Here is a 14,083-nt window from a genome sequence, read left to right on the forward strand (position 1 = left end):
TGCCGTGATGACGGCGGTCGCACTCTTTGGAATATCGGGCGAGCCTGCGGTGTATGTGGCCGCTGGCCCAGATGGTGTTACCGGTGGCGTCGAGAACAACTCGGACGAGGCAGTGTCTCTGCGAGCGGCGCGTAGCACGGGCAGGGAGGTCCAGGTCCGGAGCCTCACGTCGGAGACGACGGAAGTGTTTGCCCTGCCAGATGGGCAGTTTCGAGCGAAGATCGCGACCGGCGTGCAGCGGTTTCGCCGGGACGGCGAGTGGGTTCGGGTCGACCTGACCCTCACGGTCGCCCCGGACGGGTCGGTCGCCCCGGTGGCCCACCCGAATGACCTGCGGATCAGCGGTGCTCGGGCTGAGGGCAGGCACGAGTTGGCCGCTGTCGGTGTCGGTGCCCAGCGCATTGCCATGGATTGGTCGGGCCCCCTGCCCGCCCCGGTCCTCAAGGGCAACCGAGCCATCTACGTTGATGCCCGCCCGGGTGTGGATCTAGTCATCGAAGCCACCCGGACCGGCTTCGAGCAGTTCCTGGTGGTGAAGAACCCTGCTGCTGCGGCGCAGGCTGAGTCGGTCACCTTCCCGTTCACCGGCCCTGGTGTCACGTCGGGTAGCCGCAGGAAGGACGGCTCGATCGCGATCACCGACCACACCGGTAAGCAGACGGCACACATCCCCGCGCCCCTGATGTGGGACGCGAGGAAAGACCGCATCACCGGTGCTCCCACCGCACGGAAGCCCGTCAGCACCGCGGTGACGAAGCGCGGGACCGCCGTCGAGGTCAAACTGCTCCCCGACCGTGCCTGGCTGACCGACCCGGCGACCGTCTACCCGGTCACCATCGATCCGACCGTGAACCCTCTCGGCACGACGTTCGACACGTACGTGCGGGAGACGGTGACCACCGACCAGAACCAGCAGCCGGACCTTCAGATCGGCCTGCTGGCGACGTCACCGGCCACCCTCACCCGGTCATTCCTCACCTGGGATACGACGGTCCTGGCGGGCAAGCAGATCAACTCCGCCACCGTGTCCTTCTTCAACTTTTGGTCGCACACGTGCACCGCGACCTCGTGGGAGATCTGGACCACGGGTACGTCGACCTATACCACCACGTTCACCAACCAGCCCGCGTGGGACGAGGTCGGCCCGGACGCGACATCGACTGCCACCCTCGGCGGGACGGCCTGCAGCGATGGCTGGGCCACCATCGACGGCAAGACCTTCTTCCAGCGTGCCGCCACCGCCAACAGGACCCGGGCCGGGATGGGTGTCCGGGCCACCAACGAGACCGTCACCGCGGGCTTCAAACAGTTCCGGTCCCGGGAGGGCGCCAACGCCGCCGAGGACCCGAAGGCGACAGTCACCTACAACTCCTGGCCGACCGTCACCTCCCGAACCACCATCCCGGCCACCACCTGCGCGACGGGCTCCGGGCGACCACTGGTCAACACCCTCACCCCGCAGCTCAAAGCCACTGTGTCCGATGCCGACGGAACCGCCATGACGGTCACCTTCGAATGGTGGGCCCTCAACGGGTCCGCTGCCGTCGGCTCGACCGCCTTTACCGGCGTCGCCTCAGGGGCCACCGCCACGGCCACCGTTCCGGTTGGCGCCTTCGTCGAGGGGGGCAGCTACAAGTGGCGGGTCAAGGCCTCCGACGGGGTTACCGGAAGCGATGTCTGGACGTCTTTCTGCGAGATGACCGTGTACGTCACCGTGCCTCCCGTCGAGGGCTGTACCAGCGGCGTCGAGAGCGACTTCAATGGTGACGGCGTCACCGACGTTGCGATTGCCGACCCCGAGGCCACTGTCAACGGTCAGGAGAAGGCCGGCCTTCTCCGGCTCAGCTATGGGGGCATCGGCACGGTGAAGACCCTGCACGAGGGTATCGACCAGGTGGGAGGCGCCCCGGGCGCCGGCGACGGCTTTGGTACCTCGATTTCCGCCTATGACGCCAACAACGACGGCTGCACCGACCTTGCTGTCGGCATTCCGTACCAGGACGTCGCCGGGCAGGCGGACGCCGGTGCGGTGCATGTGCTGCTCGGTTCACCGGCAGGTCTGGCGCAGGGGCCGGCCTCGCTCGTCTACCACCAGGACGTCACCAACGTGCCGGACGATGCCGAGGCAGGAGACTGGTTCGGTTACTCGGTTGCCGGGAGCCGGACCGGCGCGGGTCAGGCGTACCTGGTTATCGGCGCGCCCGGAGAGGACATCGGCACGGGGATCGACACCGGCATCGTCCATTACCTGCGTGGCACCCTCAACATCGCGGTGAGCCAGGGCGGCGGCGGACTTCCCGGCGCGGCAGAGACTGACGACCGCACCGGCTACGCGGTCGCCGCGTCGACGCACCACTGGGCGGTCAGCTCGCCGGGTGAGGCGATCGGCAGCGAAGTATTCGCTGGCGCAGTCAACGTCCTCAGCCACACGTTGACCAACAACCTGCCTACCCTCGCAGCCGAACTGAACCAGGACACGACGGGCGTTTCCAATGTCGCGGGGGCCAACGATACCTTCGGGAAGTCGATCTCGATCGTGCCGTACCGTGCGGTCGGCGCACCTGCCGGCCAGGCAGACTCGTTGTTGGCCGTCGGTGTGCCGGGCGAGGACATCACCATTGCGGAATCCAGCACTCCGGCCCCTGACGCCGGGATGGTGCAGCGGTTCCACGTGAAGTCCACCAACACGTTCAGCGAAATGCCGGCCATAACCTTCGCCTCCGAGGACGGGGACTACCTCGGCGAGAAGGTGGTCCTGGTGAACACCACGCCCGCCAGCGAGGGAACCACGGCCACGATGTTCCTCGCGATCGGAGTGCCAGGCGAGGACGCTGGCACGGGCGCCCGCGACTCCGGTCGGGTCCGCGTCTTCCCGGCGCTGGCCACCCCGATCGGCACCCCGGTGACGATCGAGCGCGGCGCGGCGAGCCTGCCCGGCACGCCGACCATGCAGGAGCTGATCGGCACATCGCTCGGTGCGACGTCGCAGCAGCTTTACGTCGGCACCCCGTACGGCGACCCCGCCGTCTACGGATTCACCTGGGCGAGTCTCGCGGCCGGTTCCGCTGTGCCGACCGCGGTCTGGAAGCCAGGCCATGGCGGTATGCCGGCAGACGAGACCGCTTTCGGTGCGGTGATCGGGTGATGCTCCAGATGAAGTCGCAGAAAAGCACGGGAAAGGGCCAGACGGTGGAAGGCCGTACACGTAGTCGAGGCTGGATGCGGCGGGTCGGAATGACGGCATCGCTGGCCGGGCTACTGGCAACGTACGCGACGACAGCCGCGCCGGAAGCGCCCCTTGCGGCACTGTCAGCGATGCAGCCCGCTGCCAGCGAGGGAACCATCCGCCAGACCGAGGGCGAGGCGGTGGCCGCAGCCAAGGCGACCGGCCAACGCGTTGAGGTCGGCGCCATGCGAGGCGAGGCGAAGGAGACCTTCGCCAACCCCGACGGGACGTTCACCCAGGTCACCCACCAACAGCCGGTGCGAGTCGCGCAGCAGGGGAAGTGGATCCCGGTCGACTCGACGCTGATCAGCCGCAGCGACGGCACCGTCGGCCCCCGAGCCGCCGCGATCGGAATCAGCTTCAGCGGAGGCGGAGCGGGACCATTCGCCACCGTCGAGCGCGCCGGCCGGCGGATGAGCCTCACCTGGCCGGAACCGCTACCAGCTCCGCGCCTGAGCGGTAACTCGGGTACCTACACCAACGTGTTGCCGGGAGTGGACCTCGTGGTACGCGCGTCGGTCACCGGGTTCTCCCAGCTACTGGTGGTGAAGGACCGGCAGGCCGCGAAGAATCCGCAGCTGCGCGACCTCGCCTTCGGATTCGAGACCCGCAACCTGACCCTACGTGACGACGGCGAGGGACGGCTCAAGGCTGTCGATCCGGCGACCGGCGGAACCGTGTTCGAAGCACCGACCCCGGTGATGTGGGACTCGGGAACACTTTCTGACACCGCGCGGTCCCTGGCTGGCACCGACCCCGCCCGGGTGGCCCACGAGTCCGCACGCCGTGCGGAAATCGGCCTCCGACTGAGCGATGGCAAGCTCCGGCTCACTCCGAATGCGGCGATGCTAGCCGACCGTGAGACGAACTACCCGGTCTACATCGATCCCTTTGTCAACGGCACCACCAACAGCGGCTGGGCGATGGTCGACTCCGGCTACCCGTCGGAGGAGTACTGGAAGTTCGACGGCGAGCCGGACGAGCGGATCGGTCTGTGCCCCAGCAACTGCGGTGCCAACTCAAAGGTCAAACGGCTGCTGTACGCGCTGCCAACGCCGTACCAGGACAACCGCATCTCGATCATCAGCGCCAAGCTCAAGTTGACGATGGTCCACACCTACGACGGCAGCGCCCGCAACGTCTCGCTCTACCGGATGGGCGCAGGCATCAGCTCGTCAACGAACTGGAGTAACCAGCCTGCCTGGACAAAGTTGCTGGACACCATCGCCCCGACCGGCACGAAGAGCTCGTGCACGGCGACCAACCAGAACGTGGAGTTCGACGCGAAGGCGGGTGTGGTCGACGCCGCCGTGAACAACTGGTCGACGACCACCTTCGGTATCCGGGCCGACAGCGAGTCGAGCATCTACTACGTCAAGCGGTTCTGTAACAACGCGGCTCTGTCGGTGACGTACAACCGCGCGCCCAACAAGCCGTCGGTCTCGGCGCTGTCCATGAACCCGGGCGGCGCGTGCGTCTCCGGAACCTCCCGGCCATACGTGTCGAGCCTGCCCGTGCTCTACGCCACGCTGACCGACCCGGACACGGGAGACGCGGAGCCGCTGCAGGCAAAGTTCCGCCTCACCTGGACGGAAAACGGAACACTGCAGACGAAAACCTGGACCTCAGGGCAGAAAAACTCGGGCTCCGTTTTCTCGTACAACACAGGCGACGCCTCCACGGGTACGCCTACGCTGCCGCAGAACCTCGTCGCCTCCTGGGACGTACAGGCGTACGACGGGACGAGTTGGGGACCATGGAGTTCCGATGGTGCCATCAAATGCGAGTTCATCCTCGACAGGGAGAAGCCGGCCGGCCCGGACGTCGACTCGCCCGAGTACCTGCCGCTCGACGCGACGGAGTTCACCCCTACGTGCCCCGACGACCCGAACTGGCACGACGGTGTCGGGCGCTACGGTACGTTCACCTTCGACTCCGCCGCCACCGACGTTGCGAAGTACGAGTACGGGTTCGACACGAGCCCCTCGGCGGCGAACACGCTGACTCCCACCAGCCTCGGGGGACCGGTATCCGTCACGTGGCTCCCGGAAACCGAAGGCGTACACACCATTCAGGTGCGTGCCGTGGACCAGGCGGGAAAGACGAGTGACACCACCGCGTGCACTCTCCAGATCGCCGCCGGTGCCCCGGCCGTGGGAGGCTGGGATCTCGCCGACGAAGCCGGGTCCCCAGCGGCTGCTGACGGCCGCGGAACGAACGACGCACTGGCATTCGGCGTCAGTTTCGCCCAGCCCGGACCGGGCGGTGCTGCCGACCGGTCCGTCCACCTCGACGGAACGACAAGCTACCTGGCGACCAGCACGGCCGGGCTGGTGGACACGGGCGGCAGCTTCGCCGTCAGCGTGTGGACGAAACTCGAGAGCGACATCCGTGATGCCACTGTCGTCTCCCAGGACGGCTCCGGTGAGCCGGGCTTCGTCCTGGGCTATGACGCCGGCTCAAAAGCGTGGGTCTTCGAGGTGCCCGCCATGGACGTCACCTCACTGGGAACCTGGCGGGTAACCGGACCCACGGTGGAAGTCGGCGAGTGGGTCCACCTGGTGGCGGTGTACGACAGCTTCAGGAAGAGCCTGTCCCTGTACGCCAACGGAGGGGTACCCGTCAGCTCTGCGCGTCGCTCCGCCTGGGAATCTCGTGGCGCTATCCAGATCGGGCGGCGGCTCGCGAAGTCTGGGCACACCGACTACTTCCAGGGGAGCGTGGCCGACCTCGCCGTCTTCAACCGACTCGTCACGCCCACCGAGGTGGTCCAACTCGCCACACTGAAGCCCAGCCGCCTCTCCTACTGGGCCTTCGACACCGCCACGGACGTCGACGGGCTTCCGGAGACTTCGGACGCCGTCAGCCCCGAGCACAGCGGCGAAGCAACCCGGAACATGACCCTGCGCAATGGCGCATCCTTGTTCACCTACGACCCGGACGCCTTCCCGCCGCCGTTGGAGACCGCACTGGTCGGTGCCGGCCACATGCAGCTTGACGGGGTCGATGACCACGCCGATGTACCGACTGGTGTGACGACCACGGGCAGCTACTCGGTGACGGCACGTGTCAAGTTGGCCTCGGACTGCAATCGCGACATGGTCGTGCTGTCACAGGCTGGCTCGCACACCAGCCCATACATCGTGCGGTGCCGTCTCGTCGGCGCCATCCCACGCTGGGAACTGGTCCTGTCGGAGGCCGATGCGGCCGGCACTCCCGCGCAGACGCTGGTCTTCGACGACCAGCGACTCGCCACGGTCGACCAGGGCGGATCCGACGGCGAGAACCTCACCCTGACCTACAACGACTTCCTGAACGAGGTGCGGCTCTACGTCGACGGTCAGTTGGCCGTTACCGGCAGGGCACCGCACTACACCACCTGGCAGGCGGACGGCGGTCTGCAGATCGGACGTGCGAAGCAGAACGACGCCTGGGTCGGCAACTTCGCCGGAGTAATCGACGAGGTGCGCATATACGAGGGCGTCCTTGATCAGTCCACCATCCAGATGCTGAACAACACGATCGAGCAGCCAGAACTCTAGTCCCTTCGGCAGCCGGCCGGTGCCAATGAACGGCAGCGCCGGCCGATGCTGCCGGCGTGTCCTTCAATCGCCTCTCAGATGACGGTGGTGCTAACGCATGTCCAGGTACCGGCCGCAGCGGACATCGCGGCTTCCTTCCAGCCTGCTCAACCGAGGAGTGGCCGTAGCGCTCCCTCTCGTTCTTGTCGCCTGCTTTACACATGTTCCCCCGGCTGCAGCCGAGTCTGCGAAGCCAGGGCCCCCACCCCAGCCCAGCCTCGGCAAACTGGTCACGGGTAAGGCAGGGACCGTCAAGCCCCGTCCCAGCGACCCCACCTGGGAAGCAGCCCGGAAGCCGCCAGCGGAGCCGTCCTGGCCTGCGGGCGGAACAGCGGATGTGTACATCAGCGGCCAGGGTGGCGCATCGACGCAGGCATTGACAAAGGTCGGTGGGCTGCCCATCGCCCTGCGAGCCGTCGAAGCAGCGGCGACCCGAACCCTGGCCCGTACTCCACAGCCGGTCAGGGTGCAGGTTTACGACCGCACGGTCTCGAATTCGCTCGGTGCCACGGGGCCACTGATACGGCTGGCCCCCTTCAAGGTCGGTATAGGCAAGGCGGACGTAAGCATCGACTACGGGGGGTTGGCGGGACTGTACGGTGGTGACTGGGCCGCCCGCCTGCGTCTTGTCCGTCTTCCCGACTGCGCGCTGACGAGCCCCTCGTTGCCTCAGTGCAGGACCCGCGTACCGATCTCTTCCGTGAATGACACGGACGCCGGGACGGTCACCGCACGACTCGAGGCACCAGATGCCGGCATGTTGCTGGCGCTTACCGCAGGTGATTCGTCGACTCAGGGCGACTACGGATCCACGAAACTCGCTCCTTCCGCTTCCTGGGACGTCAACCTGAGCTCAGGCGGATTCTCGTGGTCCTATCCGCTTCGGCTACCGCCGGTTCCGGGAGGTCTGGTACCGGAGACTGCGATTGCATACTCCTCGCAGAGCGTTGACGGCCGGACGACTTCGACCAACAACCAGGGCTCCTGGATCGGCGAAGGGTTCTCCTACGAGCCGGGCTACATCGAGCGCCGGTACAAGCCCTGCAAGGACGACGGGCACAGCAACGTGGGCGACGTCTGCTGGGCCCGTGACAACGCCACGATCGTGCTGAACGGGGAGCAGTCCGGGGAACTCGTCAAGGTCGACGACGGAACGTGGAAGCTCACGCAGGATGACGGCAGCAAGATCCAGCGCCTCACCGGGGCCACGAACGGCGACGCAGACGGCGAGCACTGGAAGCTGACGACGGCCGACGGCACGGAGTACTACTTCGGTCTGAACCGGCTACCGGGGTGGACTGGAGCGTCCGGCCAGGAGGAGACCAGGTCGACCTGGTCCTTGCCGGTCTTTGGTGACGACGCGACCGAGCCCTGCCACAAGAGCAGCGGGTTCGCGGACTCGTACTGTGACCAGGCGTGGCGCTGGAACCTCGACTACGTCAAGGATCCACGAGGCAACGTGGTGTCGTACTTCTACGAGCGGGAGACGAACCACTATGCCCGAGGCGGCAAGACAGACACTGACGGCACCGCCTACCACCGCGCCGGATACCTCAAGCGTGTCGATTACGGCGAGCGCGACGGGGCCGTCTATACAACCGAAGCGCCGGCCCGCGTCGTGTTCGACGTCGCGGAACGCTGTCTACCGACCGAGACCTTTGCCTGCCGCCCCGAGGACCTGACCAAGAGCACCGCGTCGTCCTGGCCGGACGTGCCGTACGACCTCAACTGCGCGAGCTCGACGCACTGCACGATCGACCAGGCGTCGCCGAGCTTCTGGACGCGCAAACGCCTGACGACCATCACGACCCAGATCCGATCAGGGGGAACGTGGGCGCCGGTGGAGAGGTGGTCGCTGACCCACGACTTCACCAACAACGGAGACGCCTCCCGGACCCTCTGGCTTAGCAAGGTCAAGCAGACCGGGCTGCGCGGCATCGAGACCGCCATGCCGCCGGTCGAGTTCGTGGGCATTCAGATGCCCAACCGGATCGATGTCGCCGACGACATGATCTCGGAGCTCAACCGGTACCGACTCAAAACGATCTACACCGAGACCGGCGGTCAGGTGGACGTCAACTATGCGCCCGTCGACTGCTTCGCCGGTAGCCTGCCCAAGCCCGGCGAGTCGCAGAAGCGCTGCTTCCCTGTGCGGTGGAGTCCTCTGGAGCAGGACAAGGACATCACGGACTGGTTCCACAAGTACGTGGTGGCGGAGACCATCGTCACCGACCGCACAGGCGGCAATCCAGACATGGTGACCCGGTACGCCTACGACGGTGAGGCGGGCTGGCGCAAGGCCAAACCGGACGGAATCACCAAGTCGGCGGACCTCACCTGGTCGGACTGGCGTGGCTACCGAAAAGTGACGGTCAGCACCGGGGATGGCCAGTCGATGCCGACGAAGGCCGAGCACTTCTTCTTCCGAGGTCTGGACGGCGGTCCCCTGCCCGATGGCGGCACCAGGGAATCCAGCCTGACCGACTCGACGGGCGTGTCCTACCCCGACCAAGACGAGTGGGCGGGGCAGGGACTGGAGACCATCACTTGGGCCGGCGCCGAGATCGTGACCAAGACGATTAGTGAGCCCTGGCTGCACTACACGCACACCCAGACCGAGGACTGGGGCACCCGTCGGTCGTATTTCGTCCGGACGGCCAAGGCCCGCAACCTCATCGCGCTCGAACCCGATCCCCAGGGCAACGCGCGTTGGAGGAAAACGGAAACGATCTCCACGTACGACTCCACCTGGGGGCGACTCACCCAGGTAAACGACCGGGGTGACACGGCGCCGGGAATGGAAGGTGATGACCGCTGCGCCCGGACGTGGTACATCGACAACCCCGCGAAACACATGTACACCTACGTCCTGCGGAGCGAGTCGGTCTCGGTCGACTGCAGCACGACGCCTGACAGAACCAAGCATCTCGTGGCGGACACCAGGACGTCGTACGACTCCCAGCCCTACGGCACGCCTCCGAACAAGGGAGTGCCGACGACGGTCGAGCAAGCCAAGAGCGTGGACACCAACGGGGTGGTCAGCTACCTGACCACCTCGGAGACGACCGTCGACGGGTACGGCCGGACGCTGACCGACAAGAACGCCCTGGGGCACACGACCACAACGTCGTACGTCGACACGGCCGGCCTGAATACTCAGACCACCACGGTGGACGCGATGACCTTCGAGACGACAGCGACCATCGACCCGGCTTTCGGCCTACCCACGACAACGGTCGACCCCAACAACAAGCGCACAGAGCGCCGGTACGACGCATTGGGACGCCTCACCGAGGTGTGGCTGCCCAACCGGACAACGGCTCAGACTCCGAACGTGCGGTACACGTACACCGTCCGGACCGACATGACGCTCGTCGTCAAGACCGAGAAAATCAAGAATGACGGGACGTATCGCCCCAGCTATGAGTTGTATGACAGCCTGACCCGGCCCCGGCAGACGCAGACGCAGGGGCCGGACAACGGCTGGCTCATCACCGACACTTTCCACACGGGCACAGGCCAGACGGCGAAGGTCAACTCGGCATACCACGTGCTGGGTCAGCCGGGTGAGCAGCCGATCGTAGTGCCGGAGGGCTCGACCAACGGTCAGACCTCCTACCTCTATGACGGCGCCGGCCGGGTTACCGCCGAGATCACCTCCGTCGCGGGCGACGAGAAGTGGCGCACGACCACCCGTTACGGCGGTGACCGCGTCCACGTCGATCCGCCCACCGGCGGTGAAGTCGTCACCGAGGTCAGTGACGCGCGCGGCAATCGCACCGAACTCCATCAATATCACGGAGACTCGCCATCGGGTGCTGCGGACGTCACCCGCTTCGGCTATACCCCCTCGGGGCTCCTCTCGAAGATCACGGACGTCGCAGGCAACGTCTGGGAGTACACGTACGACCTGCGAGGCCGCAAGATCAGTGCGAAGGATCCCGACGCCGGGACCACCACGTACACGTTCGACGACCTGGGGCAGGTGACGACCTCGACGGACGGTCGCAACGTGACTCTCCGCAACGTCTACGACAAGATCGGACGCAAGACGCAGACGTGGCAGGTACTTCCGGCCGGTGACGTGAAGCTGTCCGAGTGGTCGTACGACGGTCTGGCCAAGGGGCAACTTCACTGGACCGCCCGGTATGTCAACGGCAAGGCCTACGGCATCTCCTACACCGACCTGGACCAGTTGTACCGGCCCGGCACGACCACGTACAGCATCCCGTCCGACGCGGGCGCCGAACTCGCGAGAAGCTACCAGTTCACGACGGTCTACAACCTCGACGACTCCGTGCAGAGCATCGGCCTGCCCCAAGCGGGCGGGCTGCCGGCGGAGGCCGTGGTCACCTCCTACGACGACCTGCTTCGTCCCACCGCGCTCACAGGCGCCAGCAGTTACGTGACGTCCACCAGCTATGCCCGCACGGGCGAACTCATGGCCATGGAACTCTTCGCCGGAGCTGGCAAGAAGACCTGGCAAACCTGGAACCACGAGCGTGGCACTAGCCGGCTCGCCAACCACACGGTGAAGCGCCAAGACGTCACCCCGACAGACCGGGATGCCACCTACTCCTACGACCCCGCCGGCAACATCCTCTCGATCGCCGACACGCCGGCGGGCGGACTCCGGGATATCCAGTGCTTCTCGTACGACCACCTGCGTCGTCTCGACGAAGCCTGGACGACAGACTCGACCGCTGTCGATCCATGCTCGACCGGTCCGAACAACGGTGGACCGGCGCCCTACCACCAGTCATGGACCTTCGATGAGGTCGGCAACCGGCAGACTGAGACGATCCACGACGTGAACGGTGGTGGCGCCGTCACCCGCGCCTACAGCTACAACGAGGCCGGCACGTTCCAGCCGCACGCTGTCAAAGGGGTGCAGGAGAGCGGCCCTGCGGGGACCAAGCACTTCAACTACAGGTATGACGAGGCCGGCAACACCATCTGCCGGCCGGACACGACGGCGAGCAACGGGTGCGAACCGAACACGGCCAGCGAGACCCTCGCCTGGGATCCGGAGGGCCACCTCGCCTCCGTCACCGCAGCCGGTCAGACCACCAGTTTCGTTTACGACAGCAACGGCAACCGGCTGGTACGGAAGGAGTCGGCCGCCACCACCGTCTATTTACCCGGTTTGGAACTCAGGCTCGATCACACGACCAGGCAGGTGTCGGGCACCCGCTTCTACAGCTTCAACGGAGCGTCGGTAGCGGTTCGCGGGCTCAACGGCATCCACTTCCAGATCACCGACCACCACGGCACCGCGGTCGCGTCCGTGGCGGCGGCGACCGGCGCAATCACGTGGCGACGGTCGACTCCGTACGGCGGGCCCAGGGGAAACAACCCGACCTCATGGCCGTCCCAGCGGGGCTTCCTCGGCGGGCCGCAGGACCCTATGTCCGGCCTGACCCATCTAGGAGCGCGCGAATATGATCCGCTTATCGGACGCTTTATCTCCGTCGACCCGATCCAGGATCTCACGGATCCCCAACAGTGGAATCCCTTCGCCTATGCCAACAACTCGCCCGTCACGCTCAGCGACCCCACCGGCCTATGGCCGAAGCTTGGCCAGATCGCCAAGAACCTCAAGAAAATATTGCGCGACGACTACTGGCGGCGTCACTCGCAGGACCATACCCGACGACACAACGCTGCACGTGATTGGGCTGCAGCCGTCATCCGGGTCCAGGTTGCCCTTATGGGCGGGGATCCGACCAAGGTGCAGACGGAGTTGAGAGTCAAGGGTGGATCGAAGGAGAAGGGATCAAACAACGACGGCAACATCGATATCATCTATGTCGACGACAAAGCCGGAATCGTTTATGTCTGGGAGGTAAAGAAGGGCACCCTCGGAACCGAGGATGCTGTCAAGGACATCAACAAGTACCGCCCATACGTTGAGAAGGCGTACACAGGGTACAAGGTGCGAGCCGGTTTCGCCCTTGCCATCCCCCCAGCTGGCGTGGTCGTCCCGAGCCCACACCCCAACGAGGCGCTGCGCGTGTACAACGGCACCAGGTCCGGGGCGGTGCTCTACGACGTCATGGAGGGCTACAACAAACCTGTTTCACCTCCGGTCACCGAACCCATTCCGATTCGGCATCCCGTGCCAGCTCCCCTGCCAGGTCCGCAGCCGCAGCCATACGGGGCACCGGACACTGGGGCACGGCCGACCACCGGGCCTGCGCCCACCCCCTACCCCACGCCATGGGGGCCCGACATGCCCTACGGCTCCCCTCTGAAGGGATGCAGCGGCACCGCCGAATGCGTCACCAGTTACGGTTATGTCCTGATTCCAGTCGCCGCGGCAGTGGCAGTTCCGGCTGCCGTATACGGCGTGGTGGTGGCCGGGCCTGCGGCGGCAGGCTGGACGGCGGGCGTCACCGTCGGTGGCGCTGTCTCTTTCGCCGCGTCGTAAGGTTCCCTGGGAGAGGGGTCGCCGCGCCGCTCGAAGAGAAGCGGCGCGGCGGCTCCCGCCGTGCGTCGAGAGTGAGGGAGGGCGATGACCGGGCACCTGGCGCGCAATTTGAGCCGAATGCTTTTCCAGGAGTTCGTCGATCCGGTTATGGCAGAGCACCGCCTGGTAAGCGGAGCGGGACACGTCTACCGCCGGGTCGAAGACGACGGGGATGCTCTCGTTGTGGAGTTCCAGCGTTCCTCCTCGTCGACCAGGAACGCGTATCTCTTCTTCGTCAACGTGGCTGTCGTGCCGTATCCGTGGTTGCTTCACATGCGAAGCGATTCGACGGCGACCGACGCCGGACTGCCGGAAGTGACGGAGGGCTTGGTCCGAACCCGGTTGGTCAAGCCGAACTCGCTCTGGGCGTTGCCGCGTGAGGAGATGCTCCGCATCCTGACCAGTGGCCGGGTGCCCGCGGGGATCGACTCCGGCGATCACTCTCTGTGGTTGATCGATTCCCCTGAGGCGGCAATCGAGAAGGGGGCGACGCTGCGCACCCTGTTGGAGGAGAAGATCGCGGAGTTCGCTCCGCTGCTGGACCGCGGCATTCTCAAGGACCGGCTCCGGTCGGGCGCTACGCTGCCAGGTGACTGTCCCCGGGATGCAGCGCTCGCTGTCCTTCTCGCCGATGAAGGACCCAGCGCAGAGTTGGATGGTGTGTTGAGTCGCTTGGACGATCCCGACTTCTCGTCCTTCGTCGACTGGGTACGACGGTACGCGGCCAGAGCCGAGTCTCAATGACGGAGGCAGGGGTGCGGCTCGCCGGCCGCGCCCCTGCGCCATGGCAACCGCCATCCAGTTGCC

The 14,083-nt window shown here is 66.0% G+C and carries 4 protein-coding genes; all 4 read left to right on the forward strand.

The window, feature by feature from the left end; all coding sequences use genetic code 11:
• The first annotated feature begins 7 nt into the window (after positions 1 to 7).
• On the forward strand, positions 8 to 3,145 hold the full coding sequence (locus ACVMYR_RS28385) for a hypothetical protein (RefSeq protein WP_457123257.1): 3,138 nt from the start codon (positions 8 to 10) through the stop codon (positions 3,143 to 3,145).
• The gene (locus ACVMYR_RS28390; RefSeq protein ID WP_457123237.1) at positions 3,145 to 6,768 is read left to right on the forward strand and encodes a LamG-like jellyroll fold domain-containing protein; all 3,624 of its coding nucleotides are present in this window, start codon (positions 3,145 to 3,147) and stop codon (positions 6,766 to 6,768) included. The genes ACVMYR_RS28385 and ACVMYR_RS28390 overlap by 1 nt, the downstream gene beginning before the upstream one ends.
• A 376-nt stretch (positions 6,769 to 7,144) precedes the next feature.
• On the forward strand, positions 7,145 to 13,237 hold the full coding sequence (locus ACVMYR_RS28395) for an RHS repeat-associated core domain-containing protein (RefSeq protein WP_457123238.1): 6,093 nt from the start codon (positions 7,145 to 7,147) through the stop codon (positions 13,235 to 13,237).
• Between the two features lie 84 nt (positions 13,238 to 13,321).
• Positions 13,322 to 14,020, forward strand: coding sequence for a hypothetical protein (locus ACVMYR_RS28400; RefSeq protein ID WP_457123239.1), 699 nt, complete (start codon positions 13,322 to 13,324; stop codon positions 14,018 to 14,020).
• Positions 14,021 to 14,083 lie beyond the last annotated feature (63 nt).

This window comes from Micromonospora sp. PTRAS2 (genome assembly GCF_054052245.1).